The 20,393-nt window shown below is 68.0% G+C and carries 15 protein-coding genes; 10 read left to right on the forward strand and 5 right to left on the reverse strand.

The window, feature by feature from the left end:
- The first annotated feature begins 58 nt into the window (after positions 1 to 58).
- The 6 genes from ACN26Z_RS04715 to ACN26Z_RS04740 all read left to right on the forward strand — a co-directional run bounded on the left by ACN26Z_RS04715 (position 59) and on the right by ACN26Z_RS04740 (position 7,031).
- Positions 59 to 988: a hypothetical protein gene (locus tag ACN26Z_RS04715; RefSeq protein WP_282240173.1), complete on the forward strand. Its 930-nt coding sequence runs from the start codon at positions 59 to 61 to the stop codon at positions 986 to 988.
- Positions 985 to 2,172, forward strand: coding sequence for a hypothetical protein (locus ACN26Z_RS04720; RefSeq protein WP_421460004.1), 1,188 nt, complete (start codon positions 985 to 987; stop codon positions 2,170 to 2,172). Before ACN26Z_RS04715 ends, ACN26Z_RS04720 begins: the two co-directional genes overlap by 4 nt.
- 3 nt (positions 2,173 to 2,175) lie before the next feature.
- Positions 2,176 to 2,841, forward strand: coding sequence for an ABC transporter ATP-binding protein (locus ACN26Z_RS04725; protein ID WP_093408477.1), 666 nt, complete (start codon positions 2,176 to 2,178; stop codon positions 2,839 to 2,841).
- Between the two features lie 92 nt (positions 2,842 to 2,933).
- Positions 2,934 to 4,070 (forward strand): ABC transporter permease, encoded by a 1,137-nt coding sequence (locus ACN26Z_RS04730; protein WP_421460006.1) that lies wholly within the window; start codon positions 2,934 to 2,936, stop codon positions 4,068 to 4,070.
- Positions 4,071 to 4,159: 89 nt separating this feature from the next.
- Complete coding sequence (locus ACN26Z_RS04735; protein WP_421460007.1) at positions 4,160 to 6,631, forward strand: glycoside hydrolase domain-containing protein; 2,472 nt, start codon at positions 4,160 to 4,162, stop codon at positions 6,629 to 6,631.
- A 16-nt stretch (positions 6,632 to 6,647) separates the two neighbouring features.
- Entirely contained in the window at positions 6,648 to 7,031 is a 384-nt protein-coding gene (locus ACN26Z_RS04740) for a hypothetical protein (RefSeq protein WP_421460009.1), read from the forward strand.
- Positions 7,032 to 7,116: 85 nt separating this feature from the next.
- Here the strand turns inward: ACN26Z_RS04740 and ACN26Z_RS04745 are convergent, their stop codons facing one another.
- Positions 7,117 to 9,162, reverse strand: coding sequence for a copper-translocating P-type ATPase (locus ACN26Z_RS04745; protein ID WP_421460010.1), 2,046 nt, complete (start codon positions 9,160 to 9,162; stop codon positions 7,117 to 7,119).
- A gap of 323 nt (positions 9,163 to 9,485) precedes the next feature.
- Here ACN26Z_RS04745 and ACN26Z_RS04750 point away from each other — a divergent pair, with 323 nt between their 5' ends.
- Genes ACN26Z_RS04750 through ACN26Z_RS04760 form a run of 3 tightly spaced genes read left to right on the forward strand, consistent with a single transcriptional unit; the run spans position 9,486 to position 13,626 of the window.
- Positions 9,486 to 11,978 (forward strand): nitrate- and nitrite sensing domain-containing protein, encoded by a 2,493-nt coding sequence (locus ACN26Z_RS04750; protein WP_170863553.1) that lies wholly within the window; start codon positions 9,486 to 9,488, stop codon positions 11,976 to 11,978.
- Positions 11,979 to 12,016: 38 nt separating this feature from the next.
- The gene (locus ACN26Z_RS04755) at positions 12,017 to 12,421 is read left to right on the forward strand and encodes a roadblock/LC7 domain-containing protein (RefSeq protein WP_093408465.1); all 405 of its coding nucleotides are present in this window, start codon (positions 12,017 to 12,019) and stop codon (positions 12,419 to 12,421) included.
- On the forward strand, positions 12,418 to 13,626 hold the full coding sequence (locus tag ACN26Z_RS04760; RefSeq protein ID WP_421460013.1) for an ABC transporter substrate-binding protein: 1,209 nt from the start codon (positions 12,418 to 12,420) through the stop codon (positions 13,624 to 13,626). Before ACN26Z_RS04755 ends, ACN26Z_RS04760 begins: the two co-directional genes overlap by 4 nt.
- A 59-nt stretch (positions 13,627 to 13,685) precedes the next feature.
- Here ACN26Z_RS04760 and ACN26Z_RS04765 read toward each other — a convergent pair whose 3' ends face one another.
- Positions 13,686 to 15,788 (reverse strand): cellulase family glycosylhydrolase, encoded by a 2,103-nt coding sequence (locus ACN26Z_RS04765; protein ID WP_421460015.1) that lies wholly within the window; start codon positions 15,786 to 15,788, stop codon positions 13,686 to 13,688.
- A 487-nt stretch (positions 15,789 to 16,275) separates the two neighbouring features.
- Between ACN26Z_RS04765 and ACN26Z_RS04770 the strand changes: the two genes are divergently transcribed.
- Positions 16,276 to 17,340 carry a LacI family DNA-binding transcriptional regulator gene (locus tag ACN26Z_RS04770; RefSeq protein WP_198413226.1) on the forward strand — a complete coding sequence of 355 codons (1,065 nt, stop codon included), beginning with the start codon at positions 16,276 to 16,278 and terminating at the stop codon, positions 17,338 to 17,340.
- Positions 17,341 to 17,350: 10 nt separating this feature from the next.
- On the opposite strand, the gene ACN26Z_RS04775 is transcribed toward ACN26Z_RS04770, so the two are convergent.
- The 3 genes from ACN26Z_RS04775 to ACN26Z_RS04785 all read right to left on the reverse strand — a co-directional run bounded on the left by ACN26Z_RS04775 (position 17,351) and on the right by ACN26Z_RS04785 (position 20,282).
- Entirely contained in the window at positions 17,351 to 18,352 is a 1,002-nt protein-coding gene (locus ACN26Z_RS04775) for a polyprenyl synthetase family protein (protein ID WP_421460017.1), read from the reverse strand.
- A 37-nt stretch (positions 18,353 to 18,389) separates the two neighbouring features.
- Entirely contained in the window at positions 18,390 to 18,806 is a 417-nt protein-coding gene (locus tag ACN26Z_RS04780) for a hypothetical protein (RefSeq protein WP_093408461.1), read from the reverse strand.
- Between the two features lie 186 nt (positions 18,807 to 18,992).
- Positions 18,993 to 20,282 (reverse strand): GAF domain-containing protein, encoded by a 1,290-nt coding sequence (locus ACN26Z_RS04785; protein WP_421460018.1) that lies wholly within the window; start codon positions 20,280 to 20,282, stop codon positions 18,993 to 18,995.
- Positions 20,283 to 20,393 lie beyond the last annotated feature (111 nt).

The following is a 20,393-nucleotide window of genomic DNA, read 5'->3' on the forward strand; positions in this document are numbered from 1 at the left end:
GTTGGGGTGTCTCTGATATCGGAGGCACCCCAACTGCCCGGTCTCGCCCGAGAGGGGCATGATGCCAGCAACTCGTCAACAATTTGCCGCCCTCGTCGTCGCAGCGGCGGTCCTGCTTTCCTCCGGGGGCTGCTGGCAGGACGAGCGCCTTCCTGCGGCTGATCTTTCCGCAGCAGAATCGGATCAGCCATTTTCGCTATTCCTGGGCGAGGAGCTGGGCCAGATCGACTATGCGCAGCTGAAGGTGCGCAACAAGTGCCTCGCCGGGGAGGGGTACCCACAGAATCTGAACATCATGCTGGGGGAGCCGAGGAATCCGTTCCGACATCTCCGCATCACCGAGTCGTCGTTCGGGCCGGCATCGGAGGCTGAGGCTCGCCGGATCGGTTTCGGCCGCGACTCGCTCTCGGCTCCGCCCTCCGTGGTCAGCTCCGACCCCAGCTACGACGACGCCTACGATCGGTGCACCGCGGAGGCGTGGCGGGCGCTCTCGGACGACAGTCAGGACGTCTACTACGCCTACTTCGAGCTTGGGAACAAGCTCTCCGAGCCGCTGATGCCACTTATCGATGAGGGCATGGGTTCCCAATGGCCGCAGAAGCTGCTCTCCTGTCTGGCATCGAAAGGGCATGGGCCGAAAGACGAGGCCGCTTTCCTGAAATCGCCGAATCCCGCTCTGTTCGACGTACCGGTTGGCACTGACGCCGCAGCAGGCTTGGACTTCTGGGAGCCCAAGCGCATGCCAGGGACGATCGAGATCGGTCCAGCGGTGCCTGCGAGCGAATACCGCGCCGGTCCCGCCGAAAGCCGTCTGGCGGTCGCCTGGTTTCAGTGTCGACGCGATACCGGTATGGCTCGCGAACAGTTGCGGGTGGCGGTCGAGGTGCAGCGTGACCTGATCGAGAAAAATGAGCATCTTTTTGTCGAGCTGAACCCGAAGGTCATCGACCTGGCCAAGCAGTCGGCCGACCTCATTGGTGCGGCATGACGTCACGTCATCCGATCATGGCCGGCCGCCGTCGTTTTCTGCTGCTCGTCTGCTCCTTCTTCCTGGCGGTGGTGGTCGTCACCGGGGGTGCGATCTTCCTCGGCCCGACGCTGCGGACTCCGCAGCAGGTGGCGGCGGACGCGGCGCCGCCCTCACCCTCGTTGGTCACTGCCACGGTGGAGCGTCGGTCGTTGGCCGAACCGGTCGTGCTCCGTGGACGCCTCACCGCCGGCCGCAGCAGAGCGATCACTCTTCCGGTCGCCGCTGTCGGCGCAAACAGCGTCGTGACGAGGCTGTTCGTCAAACCGGGAGATTCGGTGGCGGAGGGTCGGGCTCTCCTGGAGAGCTCAGGGAAACCCATGTTCGCCATGAAACTGCCCTTTCCGCTTTATCGGGACATCACGACGGATGCCCGAGGACCGGACGTGACAGCTGTGCAGCGGATGTTGCGTCGAGTGGGTTACCCCGTCGCAGTGAGCGGAGCCCTCGACGGACAGACCCGCAGACACTTGAGCCGCTTCTACCACGATCGCGGCTACCGCATTGAGGACATGGACTGGCAGACCGGCTCCGGCAATGCCAACGATTCCTCGCCATCGGCCGTCTGGCTCCCGCAGTCCGCCGCTCTTCTGATCGACAAGAGCGGCCGCCGGATAAGCAAGGTCGGCGTCCGTGTCGGCAAGGTTCTCGACGATCCGAAGCTCCTCCTGTTCGAGCTTGACCAGCAGGCCCCGACCATCTCGGCCGCCATCGCCCTCGATCAGCGGGACCTGGTGAACACCGGCCAGGAAGTGCAGGTCACCGATGACCTGACCGGGGAAACGAGGACGGCGGAGGTGGCCTCGGTCGGCAGTCAACCGCAGGAAGGTGCGGACGGACAGGTTGGTTTCCAGGTCCGCTGCCGGTTCACCGAGGCGCCCCTGGAAGGGGCGAGTGGCTCACTTCGACTGGAGATCCGTGTCGCCACGGCGGAGGAGGTTCTGGCCGTGCCGGTCTCGGCCGTCTATTCACGACCGGACGGCTCGACATTCGTCACGGTGGTCGACGGCAGTTCCAGGACGAACGACATCGACATGACCGCTGGGCGGTCCGCAGGTGGATGGGTCGAGTTGAGGGAGCCCACCGGACCCGGCCTCACCGAGGGCGTGCAGGTAATGGTCGGCGAACTTCACTCGGACCGGTGAGCCATGCTGACACTTGAGGGCGTCGAGAGGGTGTATCACGAGGGTCAGCCCGTCCATGCCCTGCGTGCCGTCGATCTTCACATCGACTCCGGCGACTATGTGTCGATCACCGGCCCTTCGGGGGCTGGAAAGTCGACTCTGCTGAACCTGCTCGGGCTGCTCGACGTGCCCACCGCTGGTTCGTATCGAATCCGCGACATGGAGACAAGCACCTGCAGCGCGGCGATGCGGGGGGCGATCCGATGCCGTCTGTTCGGCTTCGTCTTCCAGGCGTTTCATCTCCTGCCGGGGCGAACGGCCCTGGAGAACGTCGAGCTCGGCATGTTGTACGGGGGGTACCGGCGCGGTCGGCGCCGCCGGTTGGCCGTCGATGCGTTGGAGCGGGTCGGCCTGGGGCGCCGCGCAGCCGCCGATCCCCGTCAACTGTCCGGAGGTGAGAAGCAGCGGGTGGCGATCGCCCGCGCGGTGGCCGCTCAGCCGCAGGTGCTCTTCTGCGACGAGCCCACCGGGAATCTCGACAGCACCAACACCGCGATCGTCGTCGCGATGCTGCGGGAGCTGAACGCCAACGGTCTCACCGTGGTGGTGGTGACGCACGACGCCGACGTTGCGGCCGAGGCGCGCAGGAAGATCCAGGTCATCGACGGCCTCCTGAACGAGTCACGATGAGGCTTCCCAGGCGCCGTAGCAGGCCGACCGACCTGAGCATCCGCCCGTCCCGACTGCGCCTCGGTGATCTGGCCGGTGAAGCCGCGCTGGCGGTGCTCAGCCACCCTGGCCGGTCCCTCGCCACCGTCGTCGGCACGATCGTCGGTGCGGCGGCCTTTGTCGCGAGCCTCGGCCTCGGCTCGACCCTCAACCAGCAGGTCACCTCCTCCTTCGACGTCCGGCGGGCGACCGAGGTCGTCGTCCAGCCGGAGGTGTCCGATGACCGAGAGCCGTGGCTCGCGGAGCCGGCCCTGCAGCGGCTGACCCGGCTCAACGGTGTCGTCGCTGCCGGGCGGCGCGTCGCCCTGCCAGAACAACCCCTGCACCGAACGTCGGATCCCAGGCACGGGGTCGTCGGCGCTCCCGTCCTGGGAACAGACCCCTCCGCACTCCGGGTCATCGCTCCGGCGCTGACGACCGGGCGGTACTTCGACAGTTTCCAGGAAGATGCGCAAGCGCCTGTCGTGATGCTCTCCGAAGTCGTTGCCAGACAACTCGGAGTGCACCGCGTTGGGGTGGCTGTGTTCATCGCCGGCAGACCATTCACAGTGATAGGCATCTACCATGACGTGACGCGGAGACCGGAAGCACTGGCGGCGGCCATCATCCCGTATTCGGTAGCCCATCGGCTCGGATCGCCCGTCGGCGGCCGGGGCACCAAGCAGGACGTACTGATCGAGACCTTCCCCGGGGCGGCCCAGCTCATCGGGCGACAGGCACCCCTGGCGCTGCGCCCCGAAGCACCGACGGAGCTTCGCGCCATCGCACCGCCCGACCCTGCCACCCTCCGGCGGGAAATCGAAGACAACACCACACGCTCCACGCTCATGATCAGCGTAATCGCACTATTGATCGGCACCATCTCGATCGGCAACGCCACCACCGCCGGAATCGCCGGCCGCACCGGCGAGATCGGACTGCGGCGAGCTGTGGGAGCCCGCAGCAGTCACATCTTCCTCCAGTTGGTTCTCGAGACCGCCGCCCTTGGTTTTCTCGGCGGCGTCACCGGCGCGTTGCTCGGCGTCCTGACCACCTCGGTGGCGTCCGTCGCCAATGGATGGACTCCTGTCATCGAGATCCGAGTTGCTCTGATCGCCTGCGCGATCAGTGCCATGTCCGGCCTGCTCGCCGGACTACTACCGGCCGCCCGAGCGGCTCGCCTGTCCCCGGTCACCGCACTTCAGAAATGAATTAGTCGACCCACGTCCTCGCGTCACCCATGAACGTCAATCGTCATCGTGATCCACAGTAGAGAAACCCTTCTAAGAAACGGGGTGTCATGACGAACATCGACCGCAGGAAGCTGCTGCAAATTCTCGGAGTCGGTGCTGCCGCCGCCGGTGCAGGCGCGACCGTGGCGAGCCCTGCCTCGGCGGCCCCCGCCGATCCCGCAGGGCCGCGGAAGGTGCCACCGGGCAAGCCGTTGGCCGATTCCGCCGCTGTCACCCCCAAACCGGCCCCGCCGCTGGCCAGGATGCAGGGCGACATGCGGCTGCTCGAGGCCAACATCCGCTCCACCGGCCTGCTTGCGGCCTCCGTCGACGAATGGGTTCTCCGAGCGCAGCAGTGGGTCAATGCGACCTACGGCAACCGGGCCGGCTACGTGCCCGCGCCGGAGGACGGGCGTACAGGATGGCCGACCATGTTCGCACTGACCCGCGCCCTGCAACTCGAACTGGGTATCACCGCGACGTCCGACTCGTTCGGACCCACGACGTTGAGTCGGGTCGGCGCGACGACGAACGGATCACCAACGAACATCATCAAGATCATGCAGTGCGGCCTGTACTGCAAGGGCTACTACGGCGAGGACATCAGCGGGACATGGGGTGAGGTGACCACCGAGTCGATTCACCAGTTGCGGCGCAACATGGGGTTCACCGATGTCAACTACCACCTGAGCCCGAAAGAGTTCAAGGCGCTGCTGACCATGGACGCGTACGTGGTGGTCGAGAACGGTTCGCCTGCCGTGCGATCGGTGCAACAGTGGATGAACCGTAGCTTCATCGACCAGTCCTGGTTCTACATCGTGCCGGCGGACGGGCACCCATCGCGCGACGTGGCGAAGGCACTGATCTGGGCGTTGCAGATCGAGTTGAACGTGGCCGGAGCCAACGGCAACTTCGGGCCGGGTACGCGGTCGGCCCTCAGGGCTCGTGGCGCGATCTCTGTCGGTCAGCACGATTCCGGGTCGTCAAACTTCATCCGCCTCTTCCAGGCGGGCATGATCTTTAACCGGTACCCGGTGAGTTTCGACGGTGTCTTCAGCCAGTCCGTCAGCGATCAGGCGCGGCTGTTCCAGCAGTTCGTGGCGCTGCCGGTGACCGGCAAGGGCGACTTCCAGACCTGGTGCTCGCTGCTGGTAAGCACCGGGGACACCGATCGCCGTGGCAATGCGGTGGACTGTGTCACCACGATCACCGCCGCCCGCGCCCAGACCCTCTACGACCTGGGTTATCGGGTCATCGGTAGGTATCTGACAAACGTGCCGAACACGAGTCTGGACAAGAACATCAAGCCGGGCGAGTTGCAGACCATGTTCAACGCCGGGCTGCGCTGCTTTCCGATCTACCAGACCTGGGGCGGCGAGGCATCCTACTTCAGCCCTCAGCAGGGGCACCTGGACGCAAGCCTGTGCGTTCAGGCGGCGAGTGGGTACGGATTCGAACGCGGCACCATCATTTACCACGCGGTTGACTTCGATGCCTTGAACACGGACATCACCGATTACGTCATCCCACATTTCCGGGCGATCCAGAACACGATGGAGCTACTCGGCCACCCGTACCGGATCGGCGTCTACGGCGCGCGTAACGTGTGCAGCCGGTTGGCCGCCCTGGGCCTGACCACGTCGAGTTTCGTCGCCGACCTCTCCACCGGCTTCAGCGGCAACCTCGGTTTCCCGCTGCCGTACGACTGGGCCTTCGACCAGATCACCACGATCACCGTCGGCTCCGGAGCCGGTCAGATCGAGATCGACAACAACATCTACTCGGGTCGGGATCCCGGCCAGAGCCGCGTACGGGACACCTCCGCGAAGCCTGATGTCCGTTTCGACATGTCCTACCGATCGGCTCTGCTGACGGCCCTGCGCAACTATCTCAATCCGCTGGACACACCGAAGGTGGGCCTGATCCACAGCATCGAGGAGACCCTCGACAAGGTGCTCGCACACGACGAGCTGATCACCAACCTCTCGCGGGGCTACAACGTCCGAAAGGCGCTGTTGCAGACGAACCCCTTCTGGGAGTACTGGAAGCAGACTCTGGAGGAGTCGGTCGCCGACGCTGCGGTCCGCCTCTGGTACGTCTACCGGCAGCAGTTGGAAGCCTGGGAGAACAGCGGCCACCTGGGCACGCCGCCCACCCCGATGCCGGAGCGGCCCGACTCCAGCACCGGCGTGTCGCAGATCTTCGCTGCCAGCGCGATCCGGGCTCGTAACTGGGCCAAGGGGCGAGGTCTGGTGCCGGGGGCCGCACAGGACGCGAGCGACTGGCATGTCATGTGGGATACCTGGCGATCGCTCAACGAGAACGACAACTACAACATCAGCACGGTGCCGCTGATCCTGTTCGAGGGGGGTCACCGTCGGGCCGGCATCAGCGGACAACGGCTGACCTACACCGATCAGGAAATCGAACAGATGCTGGCGTCGTACCAGGGCGACGGCAGTAACTCGGTGGTGTACGGCCGGGAGACCATGGGTGTCTACCGTTGCTTCGAGGCGACGAACGCATTGATCCGTAACTGAGGGGAGCGACGACGAGGTGACGACCGTGGCGGGCCACCCCAGCCGACTCAGGGTGGCCCTCACCTGGCTGGCCGGTAACGCCCTCATCGGGTACTTCTGGATCTTTCCGCTGGGGGCGGTGGACGGCCTCGTCTTCTACCTCCGCGCAAGGATCTGGAACGACGTCGTCCCGTTGTACGGACAGGACGGCGCGATCGGGGTCGCGGTCCTGATCGCGTTCGCGTCCGCCGTCCTCGTCGGCTGCTCCGTGCTGTTCAACAGGCGGCAGGCCCGGCGGGCCGGGTTTCCCGCACGGCGGGAGACCCGGCTCGTCGGCGCCCTGGCCACGATCGTCGTCCAGTTGCTGCCATTCGCCGGTTTCCTGCTCTTTACGGACCGTACCGTTCCCCCGTTCTTCTGACGGCGGCGAAAGGACGGTCGTTGCGGAGCAGGACTGCTATCTCGGTGTCGAAGCCTACGGGCTACAAAGCTGCCCTGACGGGTGCTCAATCCGTTGGGCGCAGTTCGACGCGGCGCAGCAGTTGGGCGTTGAGCGCGACCACGATGGTGGAGGCCGACATCAGCACGGCGGCGACCGCCGGGCTCAGCGCCACGCCGGCCCAGGCCAGGACCCCGGCGGCGAGTGGCAGCGCGACCACGTTGTAGCCAGCGGCCCAGGCCAGGTTCTGGAGCATTTTCCGGTACGCGGCCCGGGACAACCGGATCACGCCGCTCACCCCGCGCGGGTCGGAGGAGGCGAGCACCACCCCGGCGGACTCGATGGCCACGTCGGTGCCGGCGCCGATCGCGATGCCGACGTTCGCGCGGGCCAGGGCAGGTGCGTCGTTGACCCCGTCGCCCACCATGGCGACCCGCAGCCCACGCTGCTGGAGCCCGGTCACCGTGTCGTCCTTCTCCGCCGGTAGCACCTCGGCGAAGACCTCGTCCTCGCCGGCGCGGAATCCGAGGTCGGCGGCGACCGCCTCGGCGACCGGACGCGCGTCCCCGGTAATCATCATGATCTTGCGGATGCCCTGCCTGCGCAGATCGGCGACGGCCTGCCGGGCCTCCGGTCGCACCTGATCGGCCAACGCGAGGGCACCGAGGACGACGGCGCCGCCGTCGTCACTGAGCCGCAGCAGGTAGAGCACTGCGGCGCCACGACGCGACCAGTCCTGCCGGTGCTCGTCGAGGTCCTCCGGCACGCTCACGTCGAGCTCCCGCAGCAACGCCGGACCGCCGACGGCGTAGCTCACCCCGTCCACCTCGGCGCGTACCCCGCGGCCGGTCATCGCGTGGAACCCGGACGCCGTCCGCTTGTCGCTCCGGTCGGCGGCGGCGGTCGCGATCGCCCGGGCGAGGGGGTGCTCGCTGTCGGCCTCCACCGCCGCCGCGATGGCGAGGACGTCCCGTTCGGTCGTGCCGGTGGTGGCGGCGACATCGGTGAGGACGTGCTCGCCCCGGGTCAACGTGCCGGTCTTGTCGAACAGCACCGCGTCCACCGTGCGCATCCGCTCCAGGGCCAGTCGGTCCTTGACCAGGATGCCGCCCTTGGCGGCCACCGCCGTGGACAGCGCGATGACCAGCGGGATGGCCAGTCCGAGCGCGTGCGGGCAGGCGATGACCAGCACCGTCACCGTCCGCACGACCGCCTCGTCCACATTGCCCAGCAGCGACCAGACCACGAGGGTCAGCACGGCGGTCGCGGTGGCGATGTAGAACAACCAGGCGGCGAACCGGTCGGCCAGCACCTGTGCCCGGCCGCTTGACTGCTGGGCCTCGCTCACCAGCCGCTGGATGCCGGCCAACGCTGTGTCGTCCCCGACCGCCTCGATCCGGACCCGCAGTGCCGCGTCGGTGGCCACCGTGCCGGCCACCACCCGGTCGCCGGTGGCGCGCGACACCGGGCGCGACTCGCCCGTGATCATCGACTCGTCCATCTCGGCGCGACCGTCCACCACGGTGCCGTCCGCCGGAACCCGGGCACCCGGACGGACCAGGACCACATCGCCGACGCCCAGTTCGGCCACTGTCACCCGGTGCGGCGCTCCGTCCGGGTCGAGCCGCTCGGCGTCGTCGGGCAGCAGCGCGGCAAGCGCCGACAGAGCGCCCCGGGCCTGGCCGATCGCCTTCATCTCCTGCCAGTGGCCGAGCAGCATGATCGTCACCAGTGCCGCGAGTTCCCACCAGAAGTCCAGGTCGAAGGCACCGAACGAGGTGGCCAGCGAGGCCACGTAGGCAACCGTGATCGCCATCGCGATCAGCAGCATCATGCCCGGCGCCCGATCCCGGATCTCGCGCACCGCGCCCTGGAGAAAGGGCCAGCCGCCGTAGCCGAAGACCACCGTGCCGAGCACCGGCCCCACCAGGCTGATCCCGGGAAAGTCCAGTTCGTAGCCGAGCCAGTCCATCACCATGTGACTGGTGGCCACGATCGGCACGGTCAGTGCCAGGCTCAGCCAGAACTTGCGGCGGAACGCCGCAGGGTCGTGCCCGGCGTGCTTGTCGTGCCCGTGCTGCTTCGGGTGGTGCTGGGTGTCGCCGTGGGACATGTCATCGCCTCCGGACATCACCATATACCCCCACGGGGTATAGGTCGAGGCATAACAAGATCGAGCCAGGTTGGGCCTCGCCCGTTCCGCCATTCGTTCGCGCCGATTGGTTGAACAAGTTTCGCTGTCGCGCTTCGGGTTCATGTCCGAGACGTCAGTCAACCCACGAGCGGGCGAGTAGGGATCTAGAGGTGAACCGATACATCGTGGTAGGAATGGCGCTCTGACGTGGGCAGGCACGCCCACCCTCCACCATGTAACCGACGTATGTGTCGGTTTCTGCTGAGATCAACGTCGATGAGGCAAGGGGGCGGAGTACGCCGGTGACACGTGCTACAGCGGCAGCCGCAGTGCGTACCCATGCCGAAGCGCGCCGGGGATGGCTGGCCCGGGGCAGCATCGTCCGTCTGCTCCGGCTGCTGGTCGCCGTACCACTTATCGCAGTCGTGGCCTTCGCCGGCCTGGCCCTTGAGGGCACGGTCCGGCAGGTGCTCAACGCGGGCACCGTGCACGACGTCGTCACACTTTCCACCCAGGCCGGCGCGCTCGCCCGTGCGCTACAGGCCGAACGGGTGATCGCCGCGGTCGAGGTGACCACCCAGAGCCAGGCGGCCAGCGCCACCTTCGACGACCAGGTTGCCCGGACCGACGCCGAGATCGTCGAGTTCCAACAACGCAGGGACGAGGTGGCGACCGGAAATTCCGCCCTGCAACGGATCGACGCCGGTCTGGCGGCGCTCGGCTCGGTACGCGAGCAGGTCCGATCGAGCCCTCGCGCCACCCTTTCCGCGATCGCCTTCAGCTACCGAATTCTCGTCGCGGACCTGCTGACCTTCCGCGCTTCCGTGGCCACCGACACCTCGACGAACATCGCCGACGACGTCCGGGCTGCGGTGGCGGTCTCCGAGGCGGGCGAGGCGATCGGTCAGCTTCAGGTCATCGTGCTGCGCAGCCTCGCCGGGGGCGAGCTGACCCCGGCCGGACAGCAGGAGATCGTCGGTGCCCAGGCCCGATACGCCGAGGCCACCAACGCCTTCCTGGCCCTCGCCGAACCGGGTTGGGCAGCCAGCTGGGAACAGATCGGTACCGATCCCCAGGTCGTCGCCGCACAACGGCTTCAGGACCAGGTGGGCCGGACGCTGCCCGGCGGGCGGCTCGCCGTCGATCCGGACGCCTGGGTCGAGGCCACCGACGGTTGGGTCAGCCAGATGTTCCGGATCCAGAGCGACCTGGATGCCGCCGTGGCCGACCGGGTGTCGACCGAGCGTGGGCAACTGCTGCGTAACGCGCTGCTACAGGGCGTCGGCATCTTCCTGGTCCTGGCGCTCACCGCCGTACTGACCGGTGTGGTGGCGCGGCGGATCACCCGCCGGCTGCGGTCGCTGCGCAACACGGTGACCAAGGTGGCGTACGACCGGCTACCGGCCGTCGTCCGGGAGCTCACCGCGGCCCCTCCCGGCAGCGTGCAGCCCAACGAGGTGGCGGACCGTTCCGTTTCGGAATTCCGGATCACCGGTTCCGACGAGATCGCCGAAGTGGCCACCGCGACCCGGGCACTGCACCGGGAAGCGGTCCGGATCGCGGGCGAACAGGCGGTGATGCGGGCCAACATCGCGGAGATCTTCGTCCATCTCTCTCGACGTGAGCAGCGGCTGGTGGACGCGATGCTCGCCCAGGTCGACGAGGTGGAGCGCGACGAGGCCGACCCCGAACGTCTCCAGCAGCTGTACCAACTGGACCATCTCGCGACCCGGATGGCCCGGATCAACCAGAGCCTGCTGGTGCTCGGTGGTTCGGGCATCTCCCGGGTACGCCAGGAGCCGGTTCCGCTCGACCACGTGATCCAGGCCGCGCTGTCCCAGATCGAGCACTACACCCGGGTCCGGATCGGCACCGTGGACAAGGAATTGGCGATCGCCGGTACGGCGGTCGACGAGATCGTGCACTTGGTCGCCGAGCTGCTGGACAACGCGACCGGGTACTCCCCGCCGGAGGCCGAGGTGCTGGTCACCGGGCACGCCCTCTCCGACCGGGCGATCGTGCAGGTGGTGGACCAGGGCGTCGGGCTCTCCACCCAGCGGTGCGAGCAGCTGAACATGGCGCTCGCCAATCCGTCGTCGATCGACGTGTCGGGCGTGCGGGCCATGGGCCTGACCGTGGTTGCCCGGCTCGCCGCCCGGCACGCCGTCCGGGTCGAGCTGCGCCCCGGGCCGACGGGCGGAACGGTCGCAGAGATCACGCTGCCGGCATCGATCGTGGTACGCCGGCCGGTCCAGCAGCCGCAACCTGTGGAGTCCGAACTGGGCCGGGGCCGACCCTCCGCCGCCGGGGGGCGTCCGGCCATGACCTCCGGGACACGCGCCAGCCTCCCCGTGGCCGGCTCCGGCAACCCCGTGCCGAATGCCGGACGGGTCCCGGTCGGTGCCGGCGCGGTACGCGCGAGCACGCCGGCGCCACCCAGCTCCGTCGCCGCGCCTCCCGTACCCGCACCGCTGTTCCAGCCAGCAGCTCAGCCGCAACCCGCGGTGGGGCTGCCGGCCGGACCGACGGTGAACGGCTGGTTCAAGACCGCCCTCGACGGCGACTCGGTGGCCGTCATCTGGCCGGTCGATGCCGGTGAGAAATGGGCGACCGCCACTCCAGCGCCGTCCACCCAGGTCGGGTTGCCACGCCGGGTGCCGCAGCCCCATCTGGTGCCCGATACGCCGCAACCGAGCGCGGACCCGCAGCGGAAGCTGGATCCGGCAACTGTGGCGGCGGCCATGTCGGCCTACGCCAAGGGCGTCGCCGGACGCCGGTCCCCCAACTCCTTCTGACGCTGACTGTCCACCCCTCCCCGATCTGGAGTGACGTCGTGACAAGCCCGAACGACCTGAGCTGGCTGTTGCAGAACTTCGTGAGCCGTACTCCTGAGGTCAGTCATGCCCTGGCCATCTCCACCGACGGGCTGGTCCTGGCACACAATCACGGCCTGCCCCGCGATCGGGCGGATCAGCTCGCCGCCACCGGCAGTGGTCTGATCGCCCTGCTGGTCGGGGCCGCCCGGTTCTTCCAGGCCGGAACGGTGATCTCGAACGTGACTCAGATGGACGGCGGCTTCATGTTCTGCATGTCGTTCAGCGACGGGGCCTCACTGCTCGTGCTGGCGTCCCCGGTCTGCGACGTGGGCCAGGTCTCGTACGAGATGACCGACCTGGCGAACCGGATGGGCGAGGTGCTGACCCCGGCGGTGCGGTCCCAGTTGCTGGGGATGCTGTGAACGCCAGCCACCCCACCCGACGCGCCACAACCGCCCGACGGCTCGGCGCAGCCCTGCTGACCGGTGTGCTGGTCGCCGTCAGCGCCGGCTGTGACGGCGGATCGGAGCCGCAACGGCAGACCATCCGGATCGGGATGATCACCGCCCTGGCCGGGTCGCTTGAGGCGCCGGGCTCCGAGCTGCGGGACGGCTTCCAGCTCTACCTCGACATGCGTGGCGGGCAGTTGGGCGGTCACCCGGCCGAGCTGATCGTCGCCGACGAGGGATACGAACGGGACGTGACCGTCGAATCCGCGACGAAGCTGCTGGAGCAGGATCGAGTCTCGGCGATCACCGGCATCATCAACGGCGGTAGCGTCGCCGCCATCCTTCCGCTCATCGATCAGCACAAGGTTCCGCTGGTAGGTGCGCTGGGGCGGCCGGCGTTGACCGACGTGACGTACGTCTGGCACACCAACCTGATCTCCGTCGAGCCCGGTGTGGCAATGGCCCCGTTCGTCAAGCAGGAGGTGGGGGAGGGCAGCGTCTACGCCATCGGGCCGGACTTCCAGAGCGGTCGCGACGAGTTGCGCGGGTTCGTCGACACCTTCACCGACCTCGGTGGCCGACTGGCCAACCCAGGCGGCAAGGCCGTCTTCAGCCCGTTCCCGGTCACCGAGGACTTCGGGCCGTACCTGGACGAGATCGCCGAGTCCGGCGCCGAGGCGGTCTACTGCTTCTTCGACGCGCAGAACGCCATCACCTTCGTCAAGCAGTACGCCGAATCCCCCGTCGCCGACCTGCCGCTCTACGCGGCGGGTTTCGTCACCGAGCCGGCGAGCCTGGTCGAGCAGGGCGACGCGGCCGAGGGCATCTACAACGGGTTGAACTACTCGCCCGACCTCGACAACGCGGCCAACCGGGAATTCGTCGCCGCCTGGAACGCGGCCTACCCGGGCCGGGTGCCCACGTCGATCGTGATGGCGTCGTACGACGCGGCAGCCGTGCTGGACCGGGCGATCGCCGCGGCGGGCACGAACCCCACCCCGCAGCAGATCAACGCCGCGATCGCCGGCCTCGGGCAGCTCAACAGCCCTCGTGGGCCCTGGCAGTTCGCGAAGTCCACGCACGCACCGATCCAGAAGTGGTATCTCCGTCAGGTCCGCCGGGACGGGCGGGCCCTGACCAACGTCGTCGTCTCGGAACTTGCCACTCTCGGCGGTTGACCTCGGCGGTGCCCGGCGTGGCCGGTGCGGGACTCCGCACCGGCCACACCGCGCAATGGTCAGGCCGGGCTGCCGGTGATCGAGTTGCCGGACTTCGTCAGCCGGTACGTGATCTGCGTGCCGCTCCAGAAGTGGAAGGTGAGGGTGACAGCGCCGTCGTTGACCTCGGCGAAGAACTCGGGCGTCAGGAGGATGGTGTTGGCGCTGTAGTCGGGCCGGAAGCTGCTCCAGAACTCCTTGTACGTGGTCCAGTTGGCCGGTCCGGCGGCGCTGCCGTCGGCGTACTCGGCTTCCATGGTGGCGAGTTGATCACCGCGGAACTGGGTGGGAATTGTGAACCCGCTGGTCGTGCCGGTGGCTGCGGTCTGGGTGGGCGGGTCGTAGCTGATGATGCTGATCCGCCACGGCACGCCCTGGGAGAAGCGGGCCTCGATGGTGGCGTTGACGCCGGTGGCCCGGTTGCCGGCCAACCGGGTGACGGCCGCCCGGGTCAGCGTGAGGGTGCTGCCGGAGACGGAGTAGTCGGTGCCGCTGGTCAGTCGGGTGCTGCCGTGCCAGAGGCTCTGGAACGAGGCACCGTTCAGGTTGAGGGTGAGCGATCTGCTGGTGATGTCGCCGGTGCGGGGTACGTAGATCTGATCGGTGGAAGCGGTGGCGGAGCGGGTCGTCAGGCTCGCCATCATCAACTCGTATATGCCCTGGTCCCGCCAGCGCAGCTCGGGTCGGTGCAGGAATGAACCCGCGTCCCACAGCATGGTGGTGAGCTTCCGGATGCGGGCGTGGTGGCCGACGGCCTCGAAGAACTTCAGCAGTTCGCCCCGTTGGATGATGCCCGGCCGGGTGTAGTCGTAGCTGAGCAGGGCCCACTCGCCGATGATCACCGGGATGTCGCGGGACACGAACGTGTTGTACGCCCGGTCGAAGGTGCCGATGATGTCCTGCTCGACGTTGCTGTCGTAGCGGGTGCCGCCGGCGATGTTGACGCTGAACGGCCACCAGCCGTAGAAGTGGATGGTGGCGACGAGGTTGGGGTCGTCAAGCTCGTCGAACGTGGTCAGCAACGCGTCCATCCGGGCCTGCTCACCGCTGGTGTGCAAGGTGGGCAGCACCAGCAGACGGGTGGCGTTGTTTCCACCGGACTGGCGTACCAGGCGGACGAATGCCAGATTCAGCTCGTGCAGGACCTGGTCGCTCTCGGCGTCGGAGGACGTGCCGGTGAACTGGGGCTCGTTGATGCTCTCGAAGACCAGCTTCGACGAGTGGCCGCGGAACGTGTCGGCGAGCTGACTCCACAGCGCCTGGTACCGAGCCATCACGTTCGTACGGTCGGTGGGGTAGGCGTTGATCCACTGCCAGGAGTCATGATGCAGGTTGATCATCACGTAGAGGTTCTCCGCCAGGGACCAGTCGACGATCTCGCGGACGCGGTCCAGCCAGGCCGGGTCGATGGTGTAGTCCGGTGCCGGCCCGTGGTGGTTGCTCCAGGTGATCGGCAGCCGGATGCTCTTGTAGCCCTGTGACCTGATGTGGCGCAGCATCTCCCGGGTGGTCAGCGGGTTGCCCCAGGCGGTCTCGTCGGGAATGGCATCAAGGGTGTTGCCCAGGTTCCAGCCGGGCTGCATCGCCGCCACCATCTGCATCCGGTTCCCGGGAGGTGGGGTCACCGTCGGCGAGACCGTGGGTGACGCGGTCGGGGGGACGGTCGGGGAGACGCTGGGCGTCGGCGAGGGGCCGACATTCCCGGTGCATGCGACCCCGTTCAACGTGAACGGGGTCGGTGCGGTGTTGCTCCCCGTCCAGGATCCGTTGAAGCCGAACGAGACCGTGGCGTTCGTGCCGACGGCGGCGTTATAGCTCATGTTCGTAGCGGTGACCTGGCTACCCGACGCGGCGACCGTCGCGTTCCAGGCATGGGTCACCCGCTGGCCGGAGGGGAACGTCCACGCCAGCTCCCAGCCGTTGATCGGGTCACCGAGATTCGTCACGTTCACATTGGCGGTGAAACCGCCCGGCCACTGGGACGAGACGTCGTATGTCACCCGGCAGCCGGCCGCAGCCTGGGCGCTGCCGGTCACCATCGTCCCCGCCAACATCAGCGCGGCGACCGAGCCGGCGACCAGGCCGGCCCGCCAGGGGGTCCTTCGTCTGTTCTGCGAACTCATCAGCAACTCCTCGCCATAGTGGCGCCCGTGTCGTGGACCGGCCGTTCCGCCGGTTCGTGCTTTCGGCGGACGGGCTACCAGCACAGGGGCTTGGCGTACGAAGACTCGGGCCTTCTAGCCGTCACGGCCGGGATGCGCGGTGGTTGGCGTACCGATGGGTGCCCGGCCGCGCGCAACGAAGGGTGAGGGAATATGCGGACGCTGCCCTGACGTCCGCGACGAGCCCTGGAACTCCCGCGAGGAAACTTTCGACATCGAAGCCCAGAAAGTTTCCGGGCGAGACGTTACAACTTTCTTCGATCGACGTCAATGAGAGTGCCGGGTGCGGCTGCCTCGGGTCCGGGCTGATGCCGGCGTGGTGTGCCCGGCGGCGTCACCCCCGACGCCGGACTGAACGGTTATCCTTGCGCCCTGAACGGTGTAGCGGCCATCGGCCGCTCGGCGATGGCCGACGCGGGCCCCGCGGCCACTAGGGATCGGTGAGAAGGTGGCCAGGTTGACGCGCGCCGAGTCGAGCGAGCAGTCCGTTGACCTGGAGCCGCAACTCGGCGATCCGTTGCGACCGGTGACGATCGCCGCCATCGCCGAGTCCGCCGGTGTATCGGTGCCGACCGTTTCCAAGGTCATAAATGGTCGGTCCGGTGTGGCGGCACAGACCCGGGCGCGCGTCGAAGCCGCGATCAACCAACACGGCTATCGCAGGTCGTCGCCGGCCGCCCGGTCCAACATGATGGAGCTTGTCTTCGACGAGATCGAGGACATGTGGGGCGTGCAGATCATCCGAGGGGTGGAGCGCGTCGCGCGACAGCACGGTGTGGGCGTCATCCTGACGGAGTTCGGCCCGCAGCGCAGCGCGATCCGCTACTGGATCGACGACACTCTTTCCCGCCGTCCGGACTGCCTCGTGACGGTGGCGCAGTTGGATGAGGAGCAGCGCAACCAGCTTCGCGCTCGTGGTATCCCGTTCGTGGTCTTCGACCCCACCGTCGAACTGCCGGACGACGTTCCCTTCGTGGGAGCGACGAACTGGGCCGGAGGTCGGTCTGCGGCCCGTCACCTGATCGGACTGGGCCACCGGCGGATTGCGATGATCGCCGCGCCCGAAGGGATCCTGTGCTGCCGGGCCCGGCTGGACGGTTACCGTGCCGCGTGCGACGCCGCCGGCCTGAGCGGCGACCTGATCGTTCGTGCCGAACTGTCCCGGGAAGGTGGCGAGACGGCCGCGCTCGACCTGCTGAACCGCCCCGACCGTCCGACGGCGATCTTCGCGGCCAACGACTTGCAGGCGTTCGGCGTCTACCAGGCGGCACGGCGGTTGGGGATGCGGATCCCGATCGACCTGAGCGTGGTGGGCTTCGACGATCTGCCCCTGGCGGACCTGGTCGACCCGCCGCTGACCACCATCCACCAGCCGCTGACCGAGATGGCCGTCACCGCCACCGAACTGGCGCTCGCCCTCGGTCGGGGGGAGCGGGCGTCGCAGGTCGGCCTGGAGTTGGGCACCACCCTCAAGGTCCGTCGGAGCACGGCACCGCCCGGGGCCTCAGGTTGAGCACCTGTCGCTACCGGCTGCGCTCCACGACGTACTCCGGTAGGCCAAGCAGGAATCGTCCGTCCTCGGTCTCGGCCGCCGGTCCCAACGCCCGCTGTCCTTCCCGGAAAGCGGCGGCGGCCAGGTCACGGGCGCTGCGGCGGGCAGACTCGACACACTCGTAGGCGAGCAGTCGCCCGTGCAGCCAACGCACCTCGGCCGCCGTGCGCTGCGCCCGGGTCCGGCGCAGGAACGCGACGAGCCGCTCGCGTTCGTCCCCGGTGCACCGCCGCATGAAGTCGATGAGGATCAGCGTCCGTTTGCCCTCCCAGAGGTCACCCGCGATCTCCTTGCCGTACCGGGCGAAGTCCCCGACGAGGTTGAGCGCGTCGTCCTGGATCTGGAAGGCGGCACCGAGATACCAGCCGTACCGGTCGAGGACGTCGACCGCGTCATGCTGACCGGTGGCGACCAGGATGCCGGTACGGCACGGGTAGATGCAGGTGTACCAGGAGGTCTTCTTCAGACACATCCGGTAGTAGTCGTCCGCGTCGAGGTCGCAGACGTTGTCCCGGATCCAACCGACCTCGATCGCCTGCCCCTCCAACGAGTGACGCAGCATGAGTTGGGTCTCTTCGAACAGCCGCCAGGCGATCCCGGAGCCGAGGGCCCGACGGTTGGCGGCGAGCCGCTGCAACGCGAGCAGGTTCGTCATGTTCCCCACGTTGAGCGCGACAGCGACCCCGTACTCGCCGTGCAGGGTCTCTGCTCCGCGCCGCTGCTCGCTCTCGTCCTGGATGTCGTCATGAATGAGGAACGCGTTGTGAAACAGTTCCACGGTCACCGCGGCGTTGAGTCCCACCGACAGCGTGCCGCCGAAAGTTCGGCAGGCCGCGAGGCAGAGGGCGGCACGCAGCCCCTTGCCCCAACGCCGCGGGTACTCGCTCACCAGGTCGTAGAGGTAATGCGGGCCGCCCGACGGCACGCCAGCGAGGAGCGCGTCGATCGCGAGAGAGCGATAGCGCTCCAGCATCTGCGTGACATGACCGCCGGCCACGCCGGTGGTCCGGCTACCGGTCCGAGGGCGCGGGCTGCTGCGTGGCCTCCGGCTTGAGCCGGTCGACCAGCCCGTTCGCCATGTCCGGCACCAGCCGCGCGAGGTTGAGCACGCCGTCGAGGGCGTCGTGCGCGTCCGACGTGTACCGGCGGATGACCTCACCACGCCGGTCGTCGGAGGTCTTCAACTGCGCGACCACGGTGTCGATCAGTGCGTGCCCGTCGGTGCGGACCCGCGTCACCAGCTCGTCGAACGCCTCCGGGTCCACCCTGCGGTCGGCGCTCAGCCTCTCCTCCAGCCGCCGCGCGCTGGCGATGCCCGCCGCGAGTTCCTCCTCCAGCACGCTGGCCGCATGGGTCACCGTCTCGGAGGTCTCCTCGGCCACCTTCTCAAAACGCTCGTCACTGCGCTCACGCCCACTGCTCTCCATGAGAGGAGTGTTGGTGACCCGCCGCCCGACCGGGTAGAGGTGTGTCGAGATGGTGACTCACGGTGATATGACAAGGCGTGCAGGGCCCGTGGCCAGCGCAAAGGACCACATCGATCGTGGCCACCGCGAGCAGCGACCCGACCGCCGGTAGGTGACCTTCGATGACGAGGGTCGCAGAATGGCGGGTCAGCGGTTGAGGTAGGCGGCCAGGCCGCCGAGTTCCTCGCTGGCGATGAAGACCGCCCGTACGTTGAGGATGGCTTCCTCGACATGGCGGGGACAGCCCCATGCCGAGTCGCCCCACGAGTCGGCGATCTTGATCTCGGCCGGTGCGGTGCATTCCTGGGGCCCGCCGAGTTGGCAGGTCTCCGGGTGCGGCGAGGCGGCCTGCGCGGCTGCGGCGGCCCGCATCTGGGCATTGAGTTCCGCGGCGGCGGCGGCCCGCTGCTCGGCCTCGGCACGAAGTCCCCGCTCCGCGCGTACCGCCTTGGCGAGTTCGTCGTGGGCTGCCTTGGCGCGCGCCTCGGCGGCGAGTTTCGCCTGCTCGATGTGGTGGCGCTCGATGGCCAGCGCCGCAGTGCCGGCGAAGATCCGGGCGAGAGCCAGATCGGTGTCCTGCGGCACGCGCGGGGTGCGGTGGTACATGGCGAACGTGCCCAGCAGGCTGCCGTCACGGGCCAGGATCGGCGTGGACCAGCAGGCGGCAAGTCCGGCCCGCCCGGCCAGGTCGCGGAAGTCCACCCAGAACGGATCGGCGGCGATGTCGGTGACGATCACCGACTCCCGCCGGTGCGCGGCGGTGCCGCAGGATCCGACGCCCTCACCGGTGGCGATCCCGTCGATGGCCTGGTTGTAGAAGTCCGGCAGGCTGGGCGCGGCACCGTGCCGCAGATGCCGACCATCGGGGTCGGCGAGCAGTACGGAGACGAGTATCTCCTGCGGCGCGAGATTTTCGATACTGCGCGCCATCCCGTCGAGCACCTCGGTCAACGGTGCCTGACGGGCGATCTGCTCCAGCAGGGCGTGGTGCTCGGCCATCAGCCGTTGGGCCTGCTTGACCTGGGTGGTCTCCACGCCGATCACACCGATGCCGACCACGCGGCCGTCGGCGTCGCGGCGCGGCTCGTAGGTGAAGTCGAAGTACGCCTCCCGCGCGTGCGGCTCGGTGCCCAGCACGACCCGGACGTCCCGGCCGGTGTAGGGCTCACCCGTGCGGTAGACCTCGTCCAGCAGGGCGATGAAGCCCTGAGCTGCCAGCTCGGGCATCACCTCCACGAGCGGTACGCCGGTGCTGGCCCGTTGCTCGCCGATGGCGGCGAAGAACGCCGGGTTGGCCGCCTCCACCAGGTGCTCCGGCCCCGCCAGTGCGGCAAAGACGGCAATGGACTGCCCGAACAGCGTCCGTAGGTCCTCCGCTGCTTGACCGGTGCTCGCCGGATCCGCAGCAGCGGGCAGTTCACCTGGTACCGCCGTCATGGTGTCGGTTCACCTTTCAGCTGCCCGTGCGGGGATCGATGGGTAATTCGCCCATTGGACGACGGTGGCCACGGCACGCGGGAACGAGCCGATGCCGCCGATGCAGCGTAC

The sequence above is a fragment of the Verrucosispora sp. WMMD703 genome (assembly GCF_049178935.1).
Classification (GTDB): domain Bacteria; phylum Actinomycetota; class Actinomycetes; order Mycobacteriales; family Micromonosporaceae; genus Micromonospora; species Micromonospora sediminimaris.